22 protein-coding genes and 1 pseudogene are annotated in these 20,415 nt (G+C 70.0%); 7 read left to right on the forward strand and 16 right to left on the reverse strand.

Annotated elements, in window-relative coordinates; genetic code table 11:
* Nucleotides 1-152: 152 nt before the first annotated feature.
* Nucleotides 153-902, reverse strand: coding sequence for a GntR family transcriptional regulator (locus ACIRPH_RS18860; RefSeq protein WP_378554227.1), 750 nt, complete (start codon nucleotides 900-902; stop codon nucleotides 153-155).
* 366 nt (nucleotides 903-1,268) lie between these two features.
* On the opposite strand from ACIRPH_RS18860, the pseudogene ACIRPH_RS18865 reads away from it, so the two are divergent.
* Nucleotides 1,269-1,601, forward strand: a pseudogene (locus ACIRPH_RS18865) (PLD nuclease N-terminal domain-containing protein); the annotation flags it as partial.
* A 451-nt stretch (nucleotides 1,602-2,052) separates the two neighbouring features.
* Here ACIRPH_RS18865 and ACIRPH_RS18870 read toward each other — a convergent pair.
* The 9 genes from ACIRPH_RS18870 to ACIRPH_RS18910 form a co-directional block, all read right to left on the reverse strand.
* Complete coding sequence (locus ACIRPH_RS18870) at nucleotides 2,053-2,835, reverse strand: cupin domain-containing protein (RefSeq protein ID WP_402916033.1); 783 nt, start codon at nucleotides 2,833-2,835, stop codon at nucleotides 2,053-2,055.
* A 268-nt stretch (nucleotides 2,836-3,103) separates the two neighbouring features.
* On the reverse strand, nucleotides 3,104-3,283 hold the full coding sequence (locus ACIRPH_RS18875) for a helix-turn-helix domain-containing protein (protein WP_402916035.1): 180 nt from the start codon (nucleotides 3,281-3,283) through the stop codon (nucleotides 3,104-3,106).
* Entirely contained in the window at nucleotides 3,234-3,812 is a 579-nt protein-coding gene (locus ACIRPH_RS18880) for a DUF6879 family protein (RefSeq protein WP_402916037.1), read from the reverse strand. The genes ACIRPH_RS18875 and ACIRPH_RS18880 overlap by 50 nt, the downstream gene beginning before the upstream one ends.
* Nucleotides 3,813-3,905: 93 nt before the next feature.
* Nucleotides 3,906-5,060 carry an rRNA adenine N-6-methyltransferase family protein gene (locus ACIRPH_RS18885; RefSeq protein ID WP_402916039.1) on the reverse strand — a complete coding sequence of 385 codons (1,155 nt, stop codon included), beginning with the start codon at nucleotides 5,058-5,060 and terminating at the stop codon, nucleotides 3,906-3,908.
* Nucleotides 5,061-5,512: 452 nt separating this feature from the next.
* Nucleotides 5,513-6,352 (reverse strand): helix-turn-helix domain-containing protein, encoded by an 840-nt coding sequence (locus ACIRPH_RS18890; RefSeq protein WP_402916041.1) that lies wholly within the window; start codon nucleotides 6,350-6,352, stop codon nucleotides 5,513-5,515.
* The gene (locus tag ACIRPH_RS18895) at nucleotides 6,353-6,907 is read right to left on the reverse strand and encodes a DUF6879 family protein (protein ID WP_402916043.1); all 555 of its coding nucleotides are present in this window, start codon (nucleotides 6,905-6,907) and stop codon (nucleotides 6,353-6,355) included.
* Nucleotides 6,908-6,910: 3 nt separating this feature from the next.
* Nucleotides 6,911-7,111 (reverse strand): hypothetical protein, encoded by a 201-nt coding sequence (locus tag ACIRPH_RS18900; protein ID WP_330160020.1) that lies wholly within the window; start codon nucleotides 7,109-7,111, stop codon nucleotides 6,911-6,913.
* Nucleotides 7,112-7,326: 215 nt separating this feature from the next.
* The gene (locus ACIRPH_RS18905) at nucleotides 7,327-7,509 is read right to left on the reverse strand and encodes a DUF397 domain-containing protein (RefSeq protein WP_402916045.1); all 183 of its coding nucleotides are present in this window, start codon (nucleotides 7,507-7,509) and stop codon (nucleotides 7,327-7,329) included.
* Entirely contained in the window at nucleotides 7,509-8,384 is an 876-nt protein-coding gene (locus ACIRPH_RS18910) for a helix-turn-helix domain-containing protein (protein WP_402916047.1), read from the reverse strand. Before ACIRPH_RS18910 ends, ACIRPH_RS18905 begins: the two co-directional genes overlap by 1 nt.
* A gap of 254 nt (nucleotides 8,385-8,638) precedes the next feature.
* Here ACIRPH_RS18910 and ACIRPH_RS18915 point away from each other — a divergent pair, with 254 nt between their 5' ends.
* The 3 genes from ACIRPH_RS18915 (at nucleotide 8,639) to ACIRPH_RS18925 (ending at nucleotide 10,463) form a co-directional block, all read left to right on the forward strand.
* A complete protein-coding gene (locus tag ACIRPH_RS18915; protein ID WP_402916049.1) occupies nucleotides 8,639-9,493 on the forward strand; it encodes a helix-turn-helix domain-containing protein in 855 nt (284 codons plus the stop codon).
* A 92-nt stretch (nucleotides 9,494-9,585) separates the two neighbouring features.
* Entirely contained in the window at nucleotides 9,586-10,059 is a 474-nt protein-coding gene (locus ACIRPH_RS18920; RefSeq protein WP_402916051.1) for an ATP-binding protein, read from the forward strand.
* Entirely contained in the window at nucleotides 10,059-10,463 is a 405-nt protein-coding gene (locus ACIRPH_RS18925; RefSeq protein WP_402916053.1) for a hypothetical protein, read from the forward strand. Before ACIRPH_RS18920 ends, ACIRPH_RS18925 begins: the two co-directional genes overlap by 1 nt.
* Nucleotides 10,464-10,628: 165 nt before the next feature.
* On the opposite strand, the gene ACIRPH_RS18930 is transcribed toward ACIRPH_RS18925, so the two are convergent.
* The 4 genes from ACIRPH_RS18930 to ACIRPH_RS18945 all read right to left on the reverse strand — a co-directional run bounded on the left by ACIRPH_RS18930 (nucleotide 10,629) and on the right by ACIRPH_RS18945 (nucleotide 15,292).
* A complete protein-coding gene (locus tag ACIRPH_RS18930; RefSeq protein WP_402916055.1) occupies nucleotides 10,629-11,933 on the reverse strand; it encodes a dihydrolipoamide acetyltransferase family protein in 1,305 nt (434 codons plus the stop codon).
* 15 nt (nucleotides 11,934-11,948) lie between these two features.
* On the reverse strand, nucleotides 11,949-12,962 hold the full coding sequence (locus ACIRPH_RS18935; protein WP_402916057.1) for an alpha-ketoacid dehydrogenase subunit beta: 1,014 nt from the start codon (nucleotides 12,960-12,962) through the stop codon (nucleotides 11,949-11,951).
* Nucleotides 12,963-12,977: 15 nt separating this feature from the next.
* Entirely contained in the window at nucleotides 12,978-14,084 is a 1,107-nt protein-coding gene (gene pdhA, locus ACIRPH_RS18940) for a pyruvate dehydrogenase (acetyl-transferring) E1 component subunit alpha (RefSeq protein WP_402916059.1), read from the reverse strand.
* 530 nt (nucleotides 14,085-14,614) lie between these two features.
* Nucleotides 14,615-15,292 carry a GntR family transcriptional regulator gene (locus tag ACIRPH_RS18945; protein ID WP_402916061.1) on the reverse strand — a complete coding sequence of 226 codons (678 nt, stop codon included), beginning with the start codon at nucleotides 15,290-15,292 and terminating at the stop codon, nucleotides 14,615-14,617.
* A 739-nt stretch (nucleotides 15,293-16,031) separates the two neighbouring features.
* Between ACIRPH_RS18945 and ACIRPH_RS18950 the strand changes: the two genes are divergently transcribed.
* Together ACIRPH_RS18950 and ACIRPH_RS18955 are read left to right on the forward strand one after the other, a co-directional pair.
* Nucleotides 16,032-16,796, forward strand: a complete 765-nt coding sequence (locus tag ACIRPH_RS18950; RefSeq protein WP_330160001.1) for a phosphatase PAP2 family protein — start codon at nucleotides 16,032-16,034, stop codon at nucleotides 16,794-16,796.
* Nucleotides 16,797-17,596: 800 nt separating this feature from the next.
* The gene (locus ACIRPH_RS18955) at nucleotides 17,597-18,568 is read left to right on the forward strand and encodes a polysaccharide lyase family 1 protein (protein ID WP_402916064.1); all 972 of its coding nucleotides are present in this window, start codon (nucleotides 17,597-17,599) and stop codon (nucleotides 18,566-18,568) included.
* 80 nt (nucleotides 18,569-18,648) lie between these two features.
* Here the strand turns inward: ACIRPH_RS18955 and ACIRPH_RS18960 are convergent, their stop codons facing one another.
* Both ACIRPH_RS18960 and ACIRPH_RS18965 read right to left on the reverse strand, forming a co-directional pair.
* Nucleotides 18,649-19,056, reverse strand: a complete 408-nt coding sequence (locus tag ACIRPH_RS18960; RefSeq protein ID WP_402916066.1) for a hypothetical protein — start codon at nucleotides 19,054-19,056, stop codon at nucleotides 18,649-18,651.
* Nucleotides 19,057-19,091: 35 nt separating this feature from the next.
* The gene (locus tag ACIRPH_RS18965; RefSeq protein WP_402916068.1) at nucleotides 19,092-19,694 is read right to left on the reverse strand and encodes a TetR/AcrR family transcriptional regulator; all 603 of its coding nucleotides are present in this window, start codon (nucleotides 19,692-19,694) and stop codon (nucleotides 19,092-19,094) included.
* Between the two features lie 98 nt (nucleotides 19,695-19,792).
* Between ACIRPH_RS18965 and ACIRPH_RS18970 the strand changes: the two genes are divergently transcribed.
* Nucleotides 19,793-20,398: a hypothetical protein gene (locus ACIRPH_RS18970; RefSeq protein WP_402916070.1), complete on the forward strand. Its 606-nt coding sequence runs from the start codon at nucleotides 19,793-19,795 to the stop codon at nucleotides 20,396-20,398.
* Nucleotides 20,399-20,415: the final 17 nt, after the last annotated feature.

Below are 20,415 nucleotides of genomic sequence, written 5' to 3' on the forward strand. Positions count from 1 at the left end.
CCGCCCCCCCCCCCCCCCCCCCCCGCGGCCGGCCCCCCCGCCCCCCCCCGGGGGGGCCCCGGGGGGGGGGGGGGGGGCCCCCCCCCGGGGGGGGGGGGGCCCCCCCACCGCCCTTCGTCGTGTCCGGGTCGGCGCCGGGGGCGGTGCGCCCCTCAGCGGCGCCGCGGGTCCCCGGGCCGGCGGGGCCGGGCCAGTGTCAGTTTGTAGAGGAGTCGACACTGCTCGGCCGTCCCGATGAGGTCCGAGGTCTCGACGGGCCGGTTGGCGCTGAAGTGGGTGCGCTCCACCACCAGCACGGGTATGCCGGGGGCCGATCCGAGCAGTGAGGCCTCGGAGTCGCGCAGGGAGCGCACGCCCACCTCCTCGACCACGCGGTCGACCGGGTGGCCCGCGGCGCTGAGCCGGTCGAGCAGGCCGATGTCGGGCGCCGCGTCGAAGGGGGTGCGCAGGGTCCCGGCGGTGAGTGACGCCGGTTCCCAGGACTGGTGCAGTGTGATGGGCAGCTCCGAGGCCAGGCCCCGCGAGGTGGTCCGGTAGACGGGCTCCCCGTCGCGCAGCCGCAGCCGTGAGCTCAGCGGCGCCGAGCACGGCTCCTGCTCGGTGCCGATGTCCTCACGTCGGAGTTTGCCCAGGCCGGAGCCGGAGGAGGAGTCCGTCCGGCACAGCCGGAAGAGCTCGGGGACCGTGCGTACGAAGTACCCGGAGCCGGGCCTGGCCTCGACGAGGCCCTCGGTCACCAGGAGTCGGAGCGCGGTACGGGAGATCTGCTCGCTGACCCGGTAGGAGCGTGCCAGCCGGGTCCTGGAGGGGAGACGTGTGCCGGGCGGCATCTCCCCGCGCAGGATCGGCTCGCGAAGCTGCTCGGCCAGCCACAGGTAGCGCGGTTGCCTCACCACGGTCATGAGGCCCGGTACGCGGGGCCTCCCGTGGACGGGGTGTCTCTGTGCTTGCGCGAAATGGGGGCGGTACGCCCGAGTTGGTGGTCGCGGGGGCCGGTGCCGCCACCGTTTCCGGTGCAGACGCCGGTTCGGAGGAGGGGAGTGAACCTGCAAGATCGCCGAAGCTCGCCCATGGTTCCCAGTAAAGCAGTGAAAAGACCTGGTAGGGGGCGCTAATCGAAAGTCTTCGGTCCGGCCGCGCGCGGTCCGAAGAATCGGAACCGGGACCCCAAGGCGGGGAAACGCCCGAAAACCACGAAATGCACGGGAGTGGGCACCCCAAAAGACTACTCTGCGTGACAATACGATCACGTCATGCTTGGGAGAGTCATGTTCACGAGCCTTGCTGACAGTACGGACACTGCCGTCGCCTGGATGAGCGGGATCACCGGGCTGGTCTTCCTGGTCATCGGTCTGGCCCTGCTGGTGCTGGTGATCGCCGCCGTGGTCTCCGCGCTGGCCCACGGCGACACCACGGGGGGCGGCAAGCTCCTGTGGATCATCTTCATCCTCTGGTTCCCGCTGTTCGGCGCCGTCGCCTGGTTCGTCGTCGGCAAGAAGGGGCACCTCAACCGCTTCCTCGGCATCGACAAGGGGAGGGCGCGCCACACGCTCCCGTCCAGTGTCGGCCAGCACAGCAACGTGGCCAACGGCCGGAACGGGGGCCCGGGAGGGGCCCAGGCGCACCAGGGCGAGGACCGGCCCGGGACGGACGGCGACCGGCTCGGGGAGGACGACGAGCGCCCCGGCGCGGGCGGGGACCGCCTCAGCATGCGTGAGGCCCTTCCCGCGGCGCGTGAGGACCGGCCGGGGGCGCGTGAGGCGCGGCCCGTGGCGGACGAGGACCGGCCCGGCGTGCGCGAGGTCCGGCCCGTGGCGGGCGACGAGCGTCTCGGCATGCGTGTGAGCCGTCCCCGGATGGGCTACGGCGGTCCCGCGATAGGCCACACCCAGCCGGAGATGGGGCACGCCTGACCGGGAGGCCCCGGGCCAAGGAGCGACCCCGGACGGGAGGCCCCGTCCGGGGTCGCCGCATGTCGGCGGGGCCTCCCCGGCCGCGCAGTCCGGCGGTCCCGTGCTCGGTCGCGGACCGGTGGCGTCCCACGGCGGCCGGTCAGTCCCCGGCGGCCTCGAAGTCGGCGAAGTCGAAGCCCGGCGACACGAAGCAGCCGGCGATGACCTCCTCGTCCGACAGCGGACGGGCGGTCTGCCAGGTGTCGCGGGGGACCACGAGCTGGAGGTGCTCGCCCTTCTCGATCGCGGGGCCCAGCACCGCGCCGCCCTCGGACACGGGGGAGTCCCCGCGCCCGCCCAGCTCCAGCCACAGCGGACCGCCGCGGTGGAAGGCCCACACCTCCTCGTGGCCCAGCCGGTGCCAGCGCGACTCCTCACCGGGCCCCAGCAGGAACGTGATCCCCGTGGCGGTGGGCCGCGGCCCCGGGCGGCCCCCCGGCCGGACCTGCGTCCCGGCACGCCAGGTCGGCCGGTACCAGCCGCCCTCCGGGTGCGGCAGCAGGTCCAGGAGCTCGGCGGTGGCCGACCGCTCCTCCGCCGCGGTGTAGCCGCCGAAGGGGTCCCTTCTCAGGTGGAGCACCTTGCGCACCGCGCCCCGCGGCAGGGGGCCGTAGACGTGCGGGAAGAGCACCTCCGGGCCCACCCCCGGCGGAGGGACGGGGTCGGGGGCCTCCCAGCCGACCTCGGCCTCGACGGCGTCCGTGTCCACGACGAGGGCGACCATGGGGCCGGCCGCGTCGGAGTACAGCGCGTTCGCCACGGCGAGCAGCGTCGGCTCGTCCGGGGAGGCGTGCACGAACCCCTGTTCGCGCAGGGAGTCGGCCTCGACGTCGCCGCCGGCGGTCCAGCGCTCCAGCTCGGTCAGGTGCAGGATGAGGGCCATGCGGCCGACCGTACCCGGCCCGCACCGCAGCGGGGGGCCGTCGAACGGATGCCCTTCCCGGTCCCGCCGGAGATCGGCGAGAGGGACCGCACCGTTCCCCGGGCGGGCCGGCGGCACCCGGACCCGCACCGGGCGTTCCCGCGTGCCACCCGCTCACCCGTCCGGGTTCTCGGCCCGGTCCAGCGCGGCCCCGACCGCGCTGGACCAGATCACGTCGGGGACGTACTCGTGGCGGGGATGGCCCGCGAAGGCGGCCCGGATGCCGTTCTCACTCGGGGAGCTGGTGGCTGTTCTCCAGTTCGGAGCGCTTGGAAGCCGGCCACGACAGCGACTCCACGAGCTGCTTGCCGCTCAGGTCGGCTTGTCGGCGCAGCTCGCGGAGCCGCTTGCCCAGAGCGTTACGTGCCTCGCGGACGTTGGACGCGCTGGATCCGCTGGTCGGCGGCAAAATCGTCCCGTCTGGTGGCGTGGTGCCATGCCGCGTCACGCCAGTGGTTGTGCTGAACGATCACGTCCGGATCCTCGACGATCTCACCGCCAAAGAAGGTGTCGGAGTCATCGAAATGCATCCTGAGGAGGGTGCGTGAGTCGAACAGCCAGTAGTCGTGCTGGGGTAGTCCGGCGGTTTCGGCTTCGCCGCGTTCGAGGTAGCGGATGTCCTCGCCGGCGCCGTTGGTGAACTGGGCGCACCAGACACCGAAGCGGCTGTAGTCGGTCAGCGGGATCGTGACCACCCGAACCCGGGAGAACCGACGTCCTGCGGCGGTGGCCTCCCTGATCATGTCGAGCCAGCTCTGCATCCAGGGCAGGTCATCGGGTTCTTCGGCGAGGAACTTGCGCAGCGACTCGTTCTCGTACGGAGCGTCGTAGCGGTCGCGTGTTTCCAGGCGGAAGGCGGTGTGCTCGAAGGATTCGAAGAGCTCTTGGAACTCCGGTCCGGGGTTGATGAACCTGGTCAGCGGTCTTCCTCCTGGCAATGGTGGGCGTAGTACCTCAGGACCCCTTCGGGGTCCTCGATCAGCGTCTCGTGGTCGGGAACGGGGCCGACCTCCGCGAGCCCTGTGGGCCTGTCAACTTCCAGTCCTGCGCTGTGTAGGTAGTGCGGTCCGTCCTGTCGGTGACGCATGGGCCTGTACCGGGTGCTTCCACATGCCCAGGCAGGAGCGGAGGGTGTGGGCACCGCTCCGCGCGTCCACCTCCAACGTGAGGGAGTTCAAGCCTGGCCACCCCGCCTCTTCCCACATCGTGTACGCCTTCGTGAAGGCGGTCAGAGCCCTCGTGCCGTTGCCTGTGGCTGAACCGTTCGGCCAGATGTGGGTCCAGTCGTCGCCTTCTCCCAGGGCGACGACCGGTGCGGCGCCGCCCGCCCAGGGGCGGCCTCCCACGGCGATGTACAGCTCCGGGCAGGTGAGCACGAGCCGGGTCAGCCGGTCGTTGCGCAGGAGGTCCCTCGATCCCTCGGGGAAGACCGTTTGCTCGGTGGCCTCCTCACCGGTTCCCGGGAACCTCTGCCGGGCCCCGCGCTGTCTGCGGTCGCGCATGAACGAGGCGTCACGGACCAGTGGGCCGACGGCGGTGGCGGGCCCCGTCCTGCGCAGCGCGACGACGGGTGTGGGCCCGCCCTCGGGGTAGGGCGCCCAGGGGACCACCAGCCGCGCGTCGCGACCGACCAGTTCCACCCATGCGAGGGGGACCCGCCGGACCGCGCACGTGGCGATGAGGGCGTCGAAGACCTCGGATCCGCCCGGGGCGGTGCCGGTAACCACCTCCACGTCGGTTCCCGTGAGGCGGCCTCGGGCGTGCGCGGCCACGTCGGGGTCGATCTCCACGCTCGTCACCGATCCGGTGGGGCCGACGAGGGACGCGAGGATCGCGGCGTTCCACCCGGTTCCGGTGCCGATCTCCACCACACGCATGCCCGGTTCGATCTCGGCCGCCCGGAGCATGTCCGCCATGAGCTGGGGCGCGGAGGAGGACGAGGTCGGGATGTTCACGGGGCCGGCGGCGCCGTCGTCGGTCTGCGTGGTGACGTAGTCGTCCGCGTAGACGGAAGCCGCCCACCCGTCCGGGTCGTCGGCCCGGTCCAGCGCGGCCCCGACCGCACCGGGCCAGATCACGTCGGGGACGTACTGGTGGCGGGGGTGGGCCGCGAAGGCGGCCCGGATCTCGTCGGTGGTGTCCAGCCGGTCCGTCAGGAGGGCATGGGCCCGGTCGAGGTCGGTCACTCCCTCATACCTTCCCTGTTCCGCTGCACAGCGGGCACTGCACGGGCTGTTTGTCGGTCCACGGTCCTTGACCGTCCCCACCGGGGAAGACCCATCCGCTTCCCCGGCAGTTGTCGCAGTCGGCGGCACGGGGAAGGAGTGGCCGGCGCCGGGGCGGGCTCGGGAGGGTCGTCGTGCCCTTGGGAGGAGCGATAGCTGTCATCGATGTTCTCAACGCCGTGGTCGTCGTCACCCTGGGTCGGGACCGCCGCGTCGCCGAGGTCGATCGGGGTCGGGCGCCATCGAACTGCTCTTCCATGTGAGCCCCTTTCGTTGAACCTGGGAGCAAGCTATGGAAGTGAGTACCTCTCGACTACGAAGATTCTCAGGTATTCGAATGAGAAACATAATTTTGGCCCTGGAGAGAATAATCCAGAATAATGCTGGACGCTCGTCCCTGGGTCGTTTATTGGTCAAGTGCTGGCTTGTCTTGCCGCGTTTCCGATCAGGGTCCTTGCCTGGCTGTTGAAGCAGGCGCCCGACGCGGTCATTTGGAAAACGTGAAGGTACTGCTCGACCTCGATTTGGTGGCTTAAGGTCAGTTCAGCGGAAATCGTTTCGACGACAACAGATGTTTCGTCCCGGATCAAAAAACCGTGGTTGGGTAGATAAGGGGAGGATGAGTCAAAAGGGATGATGCCGAAGGAGATATTGGAAAGCCTGCTCAACGTGATCAGTCGATCCATCTGGGCGGCCATGGTGTCTCGGTTGCCACGCCTGTGGTGTAAGGCGGCCTCGGCGACGATGTAACGAAAACTCTTGTCGCGGCGGTAGAGCACCTCTTGGCGCTTGATCCGTTGCTGCACGGCGTCTTCGATGTCAGAGGCCGACCTGTTCTTCCGGTTCGCCGCCTCAAGCACCGCACGAGCGTAGTCCGGTGTCTGGAACAGGCCGGGAATGAGCGTCGGTTCATAGCCGCGGAAGACACGAATTTGCTTCTCTTCGCTGGCTATGCGTGCCTGGATCCCGCTATGGCCATGACGCAATTGGTCTTTCCAGGCGATCCACATCGACTCAAGTTCGTTCAAACGGTTGATGAGGTCGGCCGCCTCGTCTGCCCTTCCGCAGGCCTGGACCCAGTTGGCAATCTCAGTTGCCTCCGGGGCCTGGCGCCCGGTCTCGATCTTGGAGATTTTTGGCTGGCTCCACGCCAACAGCTCCGCGAGCTGTACGCCGGTCAGTCCCGCTGACCGGCGTATCTCGCGGAGCCGCCTGCCCAGATCCTGCCGGGCACGATCGATGCTGTAGGTCACCTAGATATTGAACCGCTCACTGCTCTTGGGGTCGTACTCGCCGTGTGGGATCGCATGGTGCCAGGCGATATCGCGCCACCGGCAGTAGCGGGCGATCGTGGCCGGGTCATCGATGCTCTCGGACTTGAAGGGGACGTCATCGTCATCGAAGTGCAGGAGGCAACCCCACTCGCTGTCGAACAACCAGAAGTCGAAGTTCGGTAGCTCAGCCGCACCCGGGTGGTGCCGGGGGAGCCATCGGATGTCTTCTCCTGCTTCGATGTTGAAGCGGGTGACGGCATGTTCCCAGCGGATGTAGTCGCTCAAGGGCTCCGAGACGACTCGGACGCGCTGCCAGGTCTTTCCCTCGGCGCGACCGCTGGTGACGTTCCTGTGCCATGCAGAGGTCTGGGCGAAGTTCGCCTCACGCCCGAGGTCGCCGGTCTGGAGGAACCACTGGATGTCCTGGGTTTCCTTGCCGACGTTGTAGCGGTCGCGGACCTCCAGTTTCCAGGCCGTGTGCTTGAAGTCCTTGAACTGCTGTGAGAACTCGTCGTCGGTGATGACCCTGGCCATGCGTCACTTGCCTTCGTTCGCGTACCGGAGGAGTTCGCTGGGGATCTCGACCAGGGTTTCGTTGTCCGCCAGGTCTCGGACGTCGCCCATCGCTTCGGGATCGAAGACCTTGTACCCCTGAACAACGATGGTGCCGCGATCTGTCTTGTAGAGGGTCGGGCAGTGTCCGTCCTCGCTGTCGGTGCCCAGGAACGTCAGCCGCATCAGCGCCTGCCTTCTCATAGTCGAGAATATTCTAGGAGGATCGTGTCATGACTCTGCGGGGTCGACCAGACGTTTTACGTGACCGGATATGGCCACGAGAGTGTCGTGCGGCTGCGCCTCAGGTCCGATGCCGCACGGGAGCAGTTCCGCGCCTGGTCTGCTTCCTGAACGACGACGCCCCCGGCCGACGACCGGGGGCGGAGGTGGTGCGGAGGCTAGGGCTGGTCGCTCTGGGCGGTGCTGAGGAAGGCCCGCCACTCGGCGCGGTCGAAGGCGAGGGGAGCCTGCTCGGGAGACTTGGAGTCCCGGACCGCGTGCAGGTTCGGCGCGTCCGCGACTTCGACGCAGTTGTTCGAGCCGCCGCTGTAGCTGGACCTGCGGAACGTCAGGGTGTTCATCACTCGAAACCTTCTCTGATGCTGGCCACGAGGGCTTGTGTGTCGGTTGTGTTGAGCGCGGACTTCCGCAAATGCTCGAAGATGCGGCGGTAGTGTTCCACGTCCTTCGGCCAGTCCAGGAAGAGCTGTGCCGTAGGTCCTTCGATGAACACGGTGGACAGCCCTGCCTCCTGAACGTCCAGCACGGTGAAACATGCCATCTCCATAGCGCTGTGGCTACCGGATGAATAGGGAAGGACCTGAAAAGTGACACGTTCCTGGACTTCGCTCAGCTCCAGAAGCCGCTCCAGCTGCTGCCGCATGGTGGACGGTCCACCGACCGCTTGCCGGATTGCAGCCTCACCGACGATGGCCCAGACATGCGGTGTTCCCCGCTCTTGCCAGGCGGACTGACGGCGCATGCGGACTTGAACCAGATCCTCGATGTCCTCTGGTGACGCCCGGTTCGCCACATGGACAGCTCGGATGACCGAACGCGCGTAATCCTCTGTCTGGAAGAGCCCTGGGATCAGCTGGGACTCGAAGGTGGACAACTCGAAGGCGGCTTCTTCGAGACCGATGAAGGTGCCGTAGTGCTTCTCGACGTCATGTCCCTGCCACCAACCCGGGGTGCGAGCGATCCTGCGCAGCTCCATGATGCGAGCGACCTCGTCCGGTCCCACCTCGTAGTACGCCAGTAGACGCTCCAGGCTGTGCACACCCGGGACCTGCCCGTCAGCCTTTCCCGATTCCCAGCGGGACAAGGAGGACGACTGCGCCCGGACGGCCTTGACCACCTGGTTGAAGGGGCGGTCACCTCGGAGCCGGCGAAGTTCTCGGGCCAGTATCCAGCGCGCGACCGTTGGGGCGGTCGGGGGAGAAGCCTTGGCGGTCATGTCTCCAGAATGCCACACACCACGTCAAGGAACCTGTGAAACGAACTTCCCAAACGAACTTGCTAAAGCAGGTTGTTTTTTAGCGAGCGTTGGGTGACACTGAACGTCCGGGTGGCACAGAGATACGAGGAGTCACACAGTGTGCTCGTGTGGCTCTCAAGCTCTCGTGTGCCGCCTGTTCACAGGTAGATTCCGTGAGTTTCGGAAGGCGAGGTCCAATGGCGAACTCTGGTGGGCGTCGAGGGACAGACGAGGTGAGGGGCGGTCCGGACGGGGAGTGGAAGCGGTTCGGGCGGCGGGTGGGGGAACTGCGGGAGGCGGCCGGGCTCAGCCTCAACGACCTGGTGATACGGGAGGTGTGCGGGGCCTCCGAACTCCGCCGGGTGGAGGAGGGCGACACGGCCGTCCCGCGCCATCTCGCCGAGTACCTGGACCGCAAACTCGACGCGCAGGGCAGCCTGGTCAACGCCTGGGCCCGTGCCACGCTCAACACCCATCTGGAGTCGGGGGCCCGGCCGCACGAACTCGACTCCTCGGTGAGCGCCCTGCGCGAGTTCCACCCCGGGGCGCTTCCCACGACGGTCCAGACCCACGCCTACGCGACCGCGCTCGGCCGTGCGCGGGGAAGGGCCGTGGGGCAGTCGCTCGGCTGGAACAGCACGGCTTCGCTGCGGGTGGTGGTCAACGAAGCCGCGGTGCGGACCCGGGTGGGCGGGGCCGAGGTGATGCGCGAACAGCTGGGCCGCCTCATCGGTTCCATGCGGGCGAGCGGGCTGTGTCTCCAGGTCGTCCCGGCCGACGTGGCCGAACACCCCTGCCCGATGGGACCGTTCCGCCTCCTGTCCCTGGGACCGGTGTACACCGTCGCCCACCTGGTCTCCCCCTGCGGGGACGGTCAGCTCGTCTCCGCGCCCCAGGAGGTCCGGGCCTTCTCCGACCTGTTCGAGGACCTGCGCGGCGCGGCACTCCCGGTCAGCGACTCCCTGGACCTCCTGGTCCACATCGCCGAATCCCTCAAGCCCCCGGCGGAACGCAAGGCGATCACCAGCGGCGACGGTGAGGACAACGGGCTCGTGGCCGCCCTCTCCCCGTCCCGGGTCTCCCGCTGAGGCCCCTCGCGAAAAAGCTCTGGCGGGTGCTGAGAACACCCCCAGAGCAGGCCGACACCACCAAGCGATAATCCAGAAAGCGAGTTGTCGACATGTCCATTCTGCCGCACACGATCCCCGCGGAACACCGATGGCCTGCGCGGATCTACCCCGGAGACCTCTCCCGGACGAGCACGATCCGTGCGGACCTGCGCTCCGACCTCGCCGGGTTCACCGAGGACCTGGTGGAGACCGTCGTCCTGTGCGTGAGCGAGATGGCCGCCAACGCCGTCGAGCACACCCGCTCGGGAGCCGACCCGGACGGCCGGGTGCTGCGCGCGCTCCTCGTACCGGAACCGGGCGTGCTGCGCCTGGTCGTCGTGGACGACGGGGCACGGGAGTCCTCCCCGGAGATCCCGGCGCGGCGCACCGAAGCGGAGTGGACGAGCGCCGAACGCGGACGCGGCCTGCTCCTGGTCGACGCCCTCGCGCGAGCGTGGGGCACCTACCCGGTGGTCCCCTTTCCCTTCTGTGCCGGCCTGGGCACGGCCGTGTGGGCCGAGTTCACCACCGGGGGGACCGGCTGATGACCACCGCCGTTGACCCGCACATGCGTGCGGTGCCCTCCATGCCTCGTGGACACCGTCCCTCCCGCACCGCTCTCACCTCCCACACCCCCGGGCCCACCCCGCCCACCAGGGAACAGCAGCTCCTCGACCGGATGCACGGCAACCCACGGGTCGCCTACCGGCTCGAACACGGAGCCCTGCCCCACTGGATGAGGGTGGCGGAGGAACGTCGCGTTCAGCTGGAACGGGCCCCGGCCCGATCGGACGTCCCGGAGGCGGGTCCCGTGTCCGCCGAAGGTGGGCGTCATCGGCGGCCCCGTGCCCGACGGGTCCGGTGGTCCGGACGGCGGGCGCTGTCCTACGTCCTCGCCGTCGCGGGGGGCGTCCTCCTCGGCCAGGTCGTCGCCATGTCGCCCTGGTGACCTGTCGCCCCGGCCGCCCGCACGCCTTCCGGCTTCTTCGCCGGACCGCTTTGTCCACAGGCTGTGGACAGGGCTCGCCGACCCGCCGGCGCGCGGCGGTTCCGGGAACGGCGGACGCCCCGGCCGTTGCTCGGCCGGGGCGTCCGCGTGCGGGTGCTGCGGGTGCTACAGGATGATCCGCATCGGCTCTTCCAGGATCTCCGCGAGGTCCTTCAGGAAGGCCGCGCCGACCGCGCCGTCCACCGCGCGGTGGTCCACCGACAGCTCCAGGGAGATCCGGTTGCGCACGACGACCTCGCCGTCCACGACCACCGGCTCCTGGCGCATCGCGCCGACCGCGAGGATCGCCGCCTCCGGCGGGTTGATGACCGCCGAGAAGCTGTCCACGCCGAACATGCCCAGGTTGGACACGCTGAACGTGCCGCCGCTCATCTCCTGCGGCTTCAGCTTGCCGTCACGGGCCTTGCCCGCCAGCTCGCGCGTGCGCGTGGAGATCTCCGACAGCGTCGCCTTGTCGGTGTCGTGCAGCACCGGCACGACCAGCCCGGCGTCCACGGCGACGGCCACGCCGACGTTGATCCGGTGGTGCTGGAGCAGCTTGTCGTCGACCCACGAGGTGTTGACGGCCGGGTGCAGCTTGAGCGCCGTCGCGCACGCCTTGACGATCAGGTCGTTGAAGCTGATCTTCGCACCCGTGGACGCCAGCTGCTCGTTGATCTGGCCGCGGAAGCCCTTGAGGGCCTCGGCGTCGATCGTGCGCCGCAGGTAGAAGTGCGGCACCGTCTGCTTGCTCTCGGTCAGGCGGCGCGCGATCACCTTGCGCACGTTGCTGACCTTGAGCTCCTCGGAGTCGCGGCCGTCGTCGAACGCCGGCGCGGCCTGGGCCGCGGCCGGTGCGGGCCGCGTCTCCTTCGCGGCCGGCGCAGCGGGGGCCGACTCGCGGGCCGCCCCGTCCTTGGCGGCGGCCTCGATGTCGGCGCGCACGATCCGGCCCTTGGGGCCCGACCCCTGGATGCTGTTGATGTCCAGGCCGTACTCCCGGGCCAGCCTGCGGGCCAGGGGGGACGTGCGCGGACGCGGACCGTCCTCGCCGCCGCCGGACGACGGGGCGGGGGCCTCGGCGGGAGCGGACTCCTCGGCGGACTCGGAGGCGGCCTCCTCCGCCCCGGCGGAGCCGGAGGACTCCTCCGCGGGCTCGGAACCGCCGGAACCGGAGTCCTCCGGCACCGCGTCGGGGGAGTCGCCGATCACGCCGATGACGGCGCCGATCGGCACCGTGTCGCCCTCGGACACGGACTGCTTGACCAGGTAGCCGTCCTCGTAGGCCTCGTACTCCATGACGGCCTTGTCGGTCTCGATCTCGACCAGGACGTCACCGGAGGCGACCTTGTCGCCCACCTGCTTGACCCACGTACTGATGACGCCTTCCTCCATGGTGTCGGAGAGGCGCGGCATCTGGATCTCGCTCATACTTGGAATCTCCCTCTACCCGACCCGTTTGCCGACGGCGCTCAGGGTCTCCTTGATGGCGGTGCTGATCGACTCGACCGACGGCAGGGCGGCCGTCTCCAGCGGCTTGGCGTACGGCATCGGGACCTCGGCCATCGCGACCCGGCGCACCGGGGCGTCCAGGTAGTCGAAGGCGCCCTCCTGGATCGACGCGGCGATCTCCGCGCCGATGCCGTAGGTCAGCCAGTCGTCCTCGCAGATCACCGCGGCGCCGGTCTTCTTGACCGAGTCGACGAAGGTCTGGCGGTCGAGGGGCCGGAGGCTGCACAGGTCGACGACCTCGACGCTGATGTCCTCCTCGGCCAGCTTCTCGGCGACCTGGGTGGCGACCATCGCCATCCGGGAGTAGCCGATGAGGGTGATGTCGGAGCCCTCGCGGGTCACCTTGGCCCGGCCGATCGTGGCGACGGTGTCGTTCGACGGCTGGGCGTAGTCGTCGGGGACCTCGCCCTTGGAGTTGTACAGGCCCAGGTTCTCCAGGAACAGGACCGGGTCGTCGTCGCGGATGGCCGCGCGCAGCATCGCGGAGGCCTCGGCCGGGGTGCTGGGAGCGAGCACCTTGAGGCCGGGGATGAACGAGTAGAACAGCTCGATGTTCTGCGAGTGCGTGGCGCCGAGCTGCTGGCCGCCGCCCCCGGGGGTGCGGATGACCATGGGCACGCTGGTCTGGCCGCCGAACATCCCGTAGATCTTGGCGGCGTGGTTGATGATCTGGTCGATGGCGATCAGCGAGAAGTTGATCGTCATCAGCTCGACGACGGGGCGCAGGCCGAGCATGGCCGCGCCGATGGCGGCGCCGACGAAGCCCTCCTCGGCGATCGGGGTGTCCTTGACCCTGCGGGGGCCGAACTCCTTGAGCAGGCCCTCCGTGATCTTGTAGGAGCCCTCGAAGACGCCGATCTCCTCGCCCATGACGAGGACGTTCTCGTCGCGGACCATCTCCGCGCGGAGCGTGTCGCGCAGAGCCTGGCGGTAAGTGATCACAGACATGTGCTCGGTCCCTCTCTACTCTGCGAACACCGGGTCGGCGGGCATGCGGCGCGACTCGTTGGGGACGGGCGTGGCGTACGTGTAGTCGAACAGCGTGGACACGTCCGGGTGCGGGCTGTTCTCGGCGAAGTCGGCGGCCTCGGCCACCTCCTCCTTGACGGACGCGGCGAGCTCGTCGCGCAGCTCGTCCGTGAGGATGCCGGCCTCGGAGAGCCGGGAGTCGAAGAGGGCGATCGGGTCGTTCTCCTCGGACCGGGCCTCGTCCTTCTGCTCGTCGGTGCGGTACTTGGCCGGGTCGACCACGGAGTGGCCCTTCATCCGGTAGCTCCACGCCTCCAGCAGGAACGGCGTCTGCTCCTCGCGGGCGCGCTCGACCAGGCGGGCGGCGGTGTCGCGGACCGCGAGCACGTCGCGGCCGTCCACGCGCTCGCCCTCGATGCGGAAGGCGGAGCCGCGCTTGTACAGCTCGGGCTCGGCGGAGGACATGTCGACGGTGGTGCCCATGCCGGTGAAGTTGTTGATCACCACGAACACGATGGGCAGGTTCCACAGCTTGGCGATGTTGAGGGACTCGTGCCAGGCGCCGATGTTGGTGGTGCCGTCGCCCATCTGGCACATGACGACCTCGTCGCCGCCCCGGTAGGAGATGGCCAGGGCGGCGCCCGTGGCCAGCGGGAGCTGGCCGCCGACGATGCCGTAGCCGCCGAGCATGCGGGTCTCGGTGTCGTACATGTGCATGGAGCCGCCCCAGCCCCTGGACACGCCGTCGGAGCGTCCGTAGAGCTCGGCCATGACCCGCTTGGGGTCCATGCCCTTGCCGATCGCGTACCCGTGGTCACGGTAGTTCGTGAACAGGTAGTCGCGCTGCTGGAGGGCGGTCATCAGGCCGACGACGGTGGCTTCCTCACCGAGGTTGAGGTGGCAGTAGCCGCCGATCCGGGCCTGCGTGTAGGCCTGCGCGGTGCGCTCCTCGAACCGCCGGATGAACAGCATCTGGCGGTAGTAGTCGAGGAGGACGTCGGGGGTCTCGCCGGCGAGGCCGGCGGCGGTGTCCTTGCGACCGCGCCGCCGGGTCCCTGAGGACCGGGCGGTGCCGGTCTTCGGCTTGGCCGTGTCAGCCATGGTGTGCCTTTCTACGTACGAGAAGGCCTGTCGCCCCGGCCTGTGGGCCGGGGTGCCAGGCCCGCCGCGGTCCCGCTGTCGGGCGCGACCTCGGCGTGCGCCGCCGCCGGGCTCATTCGGCTGCGGTGCTCTGTGGCTGTTGCGGGGCGCGTCGCGGGAAGCGTGGCTCGTCCTTCCCGGACGCGAAGCGCTCGTGGGGTCTCGTGTGCAGTTGTCGCCCGGACCCCCGACCGCATTGCTTCCCGGTCTCCACTGCCCTATGCATCCGTGGCTCGGCGTGGCAGTGTCGGTCGCGAGGGTTCGTCCACCGGCCGGATGAACGACTCCGCGCATCCGAGGGGGCGCGCGCGTACGTGTGACGTGCGTCGCGCACACTCTACGGTCTGATCGATGATCGATCAATACGACTTTACGGCAGATAGCCCAAGTTTGGTGCAACGGGGCAGGTCAAGGCCGAAAGGCGGGATCCGGGGCGGGAAGGCGACACGCGGGGAGGGATCCGGGCGCCTCCCCCGAAGCGGAGAACGGCCTCAGCGCACGCTCTCGTGGGACTTCAGCGCGGCCTCGACGTAGTTGAGGACGTGCTCGCTGACCATGTCCCCCACCGACGGGTCGCCGTCACGGAACGCCCGGGTGATCTGGTCGTGGTCGGCGGCCTTGGCGTGCAGCTCCATGTTCAGCCAGCGCACGGACAGCGCGGTCCACACCTCGACGCCCAGCGACTCCCACGTGTGCAGCAGCACGCTGTTGTCGGCGGCCCGCACGATCTCCCGGTGGAACTCCACGCTGTGCCTGATCTGCTCGGAGACGTCCCCCTCCGCGGTCGCCCGCTTGAGGGCCTCCACCTCGCGCTCCAGCGCGGAGGGGTCGGCGGCGAGCCGGGGCGCGGCCAACCTGGCGGCGACGAGCTCGAGGCCGGCGCGGACCGGGTAGATCTCCGCCATGTCCTGGACCCCGAAGTCCCGCACGCGGGCGCCCTTGTTGGGCACGGTCTCGATCAGGCGCAGGGTCTCCAGCTCCCGGAGCGCCTCGCGGACCGGCGCCTGGCTCACCTTCAGCTCGGTCGCGACGCGGCGTTCCACGATCCGCTCGCCGGGCTGCCAGCGTCCGGACAGCAGGCCCTCGACCAGTACCTGCCGGATCTGCTCCCTCAGCGGCTCGCGCGCGAGCTTCGAGGGATCATCCGGCAACTGGGGCAGGTCGACCATCCAGGGCCCTTCCGTTCCACGGCCCGCGCACACCGTGTGCCCGGGCCGGTTCGCTCAGCTTCGTACAAGCTCTTTGAAGGGTGCCACACGCCGACGGGTCAACCGGCCAGTAGGCCTCGAAAGGCTAACGGATGGCTCACGAACGTGTCGCGCCGCGGTGAACCGCCGGGGACCGCAGACGGGGCCCGCGGCAAAGCACGAGGCAGAGGCGCCGCACTTGAGCGGCCGTGCCGCCGATGCGGCGAAGTGTCCGGGTAGGCTCATCTGTTGGCAACACTCACCCACCGTTGTACGTGGTAGGGGCCACGCAACGGCAACGAGTCCGACAAGAGCGCCTTGACCTGCGCCGAACATCGCCGGGAGGGACCCGGCGCGACACATCCAGCACTGTTGGGCCGCGTCTTCCCCGACACGGCACCCGACCGGTGGCCGGTCACGACATAGTGAACCAGTCCCCGGGTAGGGCCGTCGAACGGGATGAGCGGGGTAGGTCTACCCCGGCGCCCGTCCCAACCCCGAGTCGACCCTGAGGACGTCAGGATCAGTTCCAGCAACCACGGCTAGCCCGTCCCCCACGCTTCCCAGGTGCCACAGGCAAGCCCACGACGTGTGAGACAGCACTGAGCACATGACGCACTCTTCGAGGACCCGACATCCACGGTCCAGGCAGTTGAACCAACCACACGACAGGGAAGAGCGTACGACCCCGGCGGCGGGGCCGTACAGCGGACCCATCCCCGTGGTGCGTGCCACCGAGTACGCCCCCGGCCCCCCTGTCGTGCGCGCGGTCCGCTGGCCGAGCGTGAGCGAGATCGCGTGGGGCGTCGCCTCCGACCGTGTGGCCATCATGCTCGCCGTGGCGCTGATCGTGATGACGATGCTCGCGGCGGGCCCGCTGCACCCCGTGGACAACTTCCTGAACGAGCTGCCCCGGCCCTACTGGGACGTGCTCCGCGAACCGCTGATCCTCTGGCCGGACACGGTCGCCTCCCGTGCCGTGGCGCTGCCCGTCCTGGGTGTCACGGTGCTGCAGCTCGCCTACTGGCACCGGAGCTGGCGGCCGATCGTGCTGGGCACGGTCGGGGTCGTGGGGATGATGTCCCTGGTGTCCGTGATGAAGCTGGGCACCAACCGCGGGCACGCCAAGCACTTCGACCCGGACTTCTTCATGGGCCCCGGGAACGTGGCCTTCCCCTCCGGGCACGGGGCCAACGCGATCCTGATCTACGGGCTGGTGCTCTTCCTGATCATCAGGTTCGGCGCCGCGCGGCCGCACATCATCCGGCGCCTGGCGTACTGCATCGTGGGCATCGCCCTGCTGCAGTCGACCGTCTCCATCTACCTGCACTTCCACTGGTTCACGGACCTGGTGGCCGGGATGCTGGCCGGCGGGTTCGCGCTGAGGGTGACCATCCGCCTCGACCGGATGATCCCGCACGGGCGCACGGTGGAGTGGTGGCCCTGGTACGGCCGCAAGGAGGGCCCGCTCGCGGCGAAGGAGTGAGCGCCCCGCCGAGGCGGGGCGGGACCGCGGCCCGCGACGACGGCGCCCGCCGGACACTGTTCCGGCGGGCGCCGTCCGTCGTCCGGGGCCGGTCTCCGAGGGCGTGCGGGGAGGTCCGGGTCCCGGCCGGTCACGCGGTGGGTCCTCCGGTCGCGGAATGCCGGATACCGGCGCGGGACGCCGCGCATTCTACGGCAAGCGCTTACCGATCAAAGTCCTGAAAATACGCCGGGAAGGCATATCCGTGCGCGGTGCCACCTGGGACGGCGTCCATTTCGGAGAATGCCGACGCGGTTCCAGCAGGTGATCACAAGCCCGTTCACCAGGGAGGATGTCGCGGATTCCCTTTGGCGCTGCGTAATCGGACGGTGATTCTCCGGACATGGAGTGTTGACATGGCGTCGGTCGCCGATTTACCGTCCTGGCACGGAAAGCGCTTTCAGATCATGGTCGGACCGCTCGGGCAACCGGGCGGCAACGGCACACCGGCCCCGGACCGTGCGGGGCCGCGTCACTCTTCAGACCCCTCCCGGAAGAGACCCGCCATGCGCACACCCCTGGGCACGCCGCACGCACGAACCGCGTCACCGCGGGTCGGGGCCGTCGAAGGCCCCGCGGACCCCGCGAATCGCGCCGGTCACGCCGCGGCGCCGGGCGGTCTCCGACCACAGGCCCGGCGGGCGCGGTCCCCACTCTCGCGTCCGCCGGAACGGAGCCGGCGCCGACCGGTGCGCGGCCGGCCTCCGGAGAACCCCCCGGCGCACCGCCCCTCCCTCACACCAGAACGAGGAGAACCCCCCATGAGAACAGAACACCCGAAGACCCCCTCGGTCCGGGCGCTCGGCGTCGGCGGCGCGGCGCTCGGCGCGGCCGCCCTCGCCCTCGGACTGCTCGGCGTCCCCGGCAGCGCTTCGGCGGCGGCGGGCAGCCCGCAGGGCTGGGCGTCCCAGAACGGCGGCACCACCGGGGGCGAGGGCGGCGACACCGTCACCGTCTCCTCCGGATCCGAGTTCCTCGACGCCCTGGAGGGCGACGGGCCCCAGGTCATCCAGGTCAGCGGCTCCATCGACATCTCCGGCATGAACGACGTGCCCTCGGACACGACGATCATCGGCCTGGACGGCGCGGAGATCACCGGCGGCGGGCTCGACATCAGCGGCGTCAGCAACGTCATCGTCCAGAACATCGCCTTCTCCGGCTGGGACGACGACGCCGTCAACATCCAGGAGGGCTCGACCAACATCTGGATCGACCACAACAGCTTCACCGACGGCTACGACGGCGCGGTGGACACCAAGCGCGAGTCCGACTTCGTGACCGTCTCCTGGAACCACTTCTTCGACCACGAGAAGACGTCCCTCGTCGGGCACTCGGACGGGCACACCGAGGACGAGGGGCACCTCCGGGTGACCTTCCACCACAACTTCTACGACGGGACGGGGAGCCGGCACCCGCGGGTGCGCTTCGGCAACCCCGTCCACGTGTTCAACAACTACTACCTCGACAACGCGGAGTACGGTGTCGCCTCCACCATGGGCGGCGGCGTCCTGGTCGAGGGCAACTACTTCGAGGGGGTCGACAACCCGACCCACACCGGCTACGCCGACTCGGACATCGGCGCCGTCGAGGAGCGGGACAACGTCTACGACGGCTCGGGCGAGCCCGAGACCGGAGGCGGCGACGTCGCCGCGATCCCGTACGCGTACGACCTCGACCCGGCCGAAGACGTCCCCTCGATCGTGCGTGGCGGCGCCGGGCCCGGGAACATCTAGATGTCCGCGGAGTCCTTCCGGTAGCGGGAGGGGCACCGCGGGAGGCCACCGTCCCGATCGGATACGGGACGGTGGCCGTCTCACGGCCGCCGCCCGCCCCCGCCCCGGCGTGCCCGGTCCGGCAGGAGGCGCCGCCACTCCGGGTCGAACGCCGGGTGGTCCTCGTAGGCGAGCGCGACGCACGCGAGCACCCGCACCGCCACCGCGGCGGCGGTCCGCTCGGGATCGTCCCCGAAGACGCCGGGGTCCGCAGCCGGGTCCTCCTCCGCGGGGTCGTCCCCGGAGAACCATCCGCCGAAGACGTCCGCGAGGGTCTCCGCCCAGTTCCGGTCCTCCTCCTCGGACGCCTCCTCGCGGAGCGCGTCCACGGTGGCGAGGAGCGCCAGGTGGGAGCGCGTGCACGGGTCCGGGCGGCCGCGGTCGGCCTCCCCGACCCGGTCCCTGACGAACCGTTCCAGCCTCCGGTCGGCCCTCGTCCTGGTGTTCATGCCGTCCTCCTCCCGGCGGGTTCCGTCCTGCCCGGTCATCCGGGCGGGCGCAGCGAGTCCAGATGGGCCCGCAGGACGCCCGTGGTCCGCTCGGCGACGGCCTCCGGTCCGCCCTCGGACGTGAGGGCGTGCAGGGCCAGGCCGTCGAGCAGCGCGTGCAGGCGAAGCGTCTCGGCGTCGAGATCGGCGTCCGGGCGGACGCGGCCCCGGTCGAGCAGGTGGCGCAGCACCCCGTGGCAGGCGGCGCGGATGCCGCGGTGCGCCTCCTCCTGGATGGCGCGGAGCCCGGGGTGCGCGGGCGTCTCGGCGATGATCGCCACCTCCAGCTCCATCTCCGCCCGGCGGGTGCTGTCGAGGGGGAGGAGCTCGTGGAGGACCGCCTCGGCGAGCGCGAGGGGGTCGTGCAGGCCGGTGTGCCGCGCGACGCGCTCGCGCGCCCGGGCGTGCACCAGCGCCATGGAGAACTCCAGGAGCTCCTTCTTGCTCGGGAAGACGTGCCGCACGGAGCCCACGGCCAGGTTCGCCTCGGCGGCGACGGTGCGCACGGAGACGGCGCCCACCCCCTCGCGGAGGATGACCCGCCAGACGGCCTCCGCGATCTCCTCCCGGCGGTGTTCGTGGTCGATCAGTTTCGGCATGGGTCCATGCTAGCACGACTGTGCTAGTGTGGTAGCACGATCGTACTAACAAAGATCGGGGCGAACGGCGCCGCGAGCGATCGCCGGGGGTGTGTCCAGTGGTGGAGTTCATCGTCCAGAACCCCGTGGCCGCGGTGATCGTCCTGTGCGAGTTCGGCCTGTGGGTGCTGCTGGGCCTCGGCCTGGCACTGCGCTACCTGTTCCGGCTGCGGCGCGCGAGCGCGCTCGTCCTGTGGTCGATCCCCCTGCTCGACGCCGTCCTGGTCGTCGCCACCGCCCTCGACCTGCGCGGCGGGGCGGACGCGGGCACGGTCCACGGCCTCGCCGCCGTCTACCTGGGACTCAGCGTCGCCTTCGGGCCCGCGATCGTGCGGTGGGCGGACGCCCGCTTCACGTACCGGTTCGCGGGCGGTCCGCCGCCCCCGAGGGCGCCGCGGAGGGGGCCCGGGCGCCGGGCCCACCTGCTGCGGGAGTGGTACCGCGCCGTCAACGCCGCCGCGATCGCGTCGGCCGTGCTGCTCGGCCTCATCGTGTTCTTCGCCGCCCCGGAGGGGCGCGAGGTGCTCGCCTGGTGGATCGGCCGCGTGTGGATCGCGGCCGGCCTCTGGTACGTGTTCGGCCCGCTGTGGGAGGGCGGAGGCGGGTCCGGGCACGGAGGGGCCGACGCGTCCGCCGGCGACGCGGGCCGCGGGGCCCGCGCCTGAGGGTCCGGGAGGGCCTC

Source organism: Nocardiopsis sp. NPDC101807 (genome assembly GCF_044766605.1).
GTDB lineage: Bacteria > Actinomycetota > Actinomycetes > Streptosporangiales > Streptosporangiaceae > Nocardiopsis > Nocardiopsis tropica.

Excerpts from the sequence above, each read along its gene's own strand:
- ACIRPH_RS18860 (WP_378554227.1), bottom strand. The coding sequence starts at position 902 with ATGACCGTGGTGAGGCAACCGCGCTACCTGTGGCTGGCCGAGCAGCTT.
- ACIRPH_RS18870 (WP_402916033.1), bottom strand. The coding sequence starts at position 2,835 with ATGGCCCTCATCCTGCACCTGACCGAGCTGGAGCGCTGGACCGCCGGC.
- ACIRPH_RS18895 (WP_402916043.1), bottom strand. The coding sequence starts at position 6,907 with ATGGCCAGGGTCATCACCGACGACGAGTTCTCACAGCAGTTCAAGGAC.
- ACIRPH_RS18900 (WP_330160020.1), bottom strand. The coding sequence starts at position 7,111 with ATGCGGCTGACGTTCCTGGGCACCGACAGCGAGGACGGACACTGCCCG.
- ACIRPH_RS18905 (WP_402916045.1), bottom strand. The coding sequence starts at position 7,509 with ATGAACACCCTGACGTTCCGCAGGTCCAGCTACAGCGGCGGCTCGAAC.
- ACIRPH_RS18910 (WP_402916047.1), bottom strand. The coding sequence starts at position 8,384 with ATGACCGCCAAGGCTTCTCCCCCGACCGCCCCAACGGTCGCGCGCTGG.
- ACIRPH_RS18920 (WP_402916051.1), top strand. The coding sequence starts at position 9,586 with ATGTCCATTCTGCCGCACACGATCCCCGCGGAACACCGATGGCCTGCG.
- ACIRPH_RS18925 (WP_402916053.1), top strand. The coding sequence starts at position 10,059 with ATGACCACCGCCGTTGACCCGCACATGCGTGCGGTGCCCTCCATGCCT.
- ACIRPH_RS18930 (WP_402916055.1), bottom strand. The coding sequence starts at position 11,933 with ATGAGCGAGATCCAGATGCCGCGCCTCTCCGACACCATGGAGGAAGGC.
- ACIRPH_RS18935 (WP_402916057.1), bottom strand. The coding sequence starts at position 12,962 with ATGTCTGTGATCACTTACCGCCAGGCTCTGCGCGACACGCTCCGCGCG.
- pdhA (WP_402916059.1), bottom strand. The coding sequence starts at position 14,084 with ATGGCTGACACGGCCAAGCCGAAGACCGGCACCGCCCGGTCCTCAGGG.
- ACIRPH_RS18945 (WP_402916061.1), bottom strand. The coding sequence starts at position 15,292 with ATGGTCGACCTGCCCCAGTTGCCGGATGATCCCTCGAAGCTCGCGCGC.
- ACIRPH_RS18955 (WP_402916064.1), top strand. The coding sequence starts at position 17,597 with ATGAGAACAGAACACCCGAAGACCCCCTCGGTCCGGGCGCTCGGCGTC.
- ACIRPH_RS18960 (WP_402916066.1), bottom strand. The coding sequence starts at position 19,056 with ATGAACACCAGGACGAGGGCCGACCGGAGGCTGGAACGGTTCGTCAGG.
- ACIRPH_RS18965 (WP_402916068.1), bottom strand. The coding sequence starts at position 19,694 with ATGCCGAAACTGATCGACCACGAACACCGCCGGGAGGAGATCGCGGAG.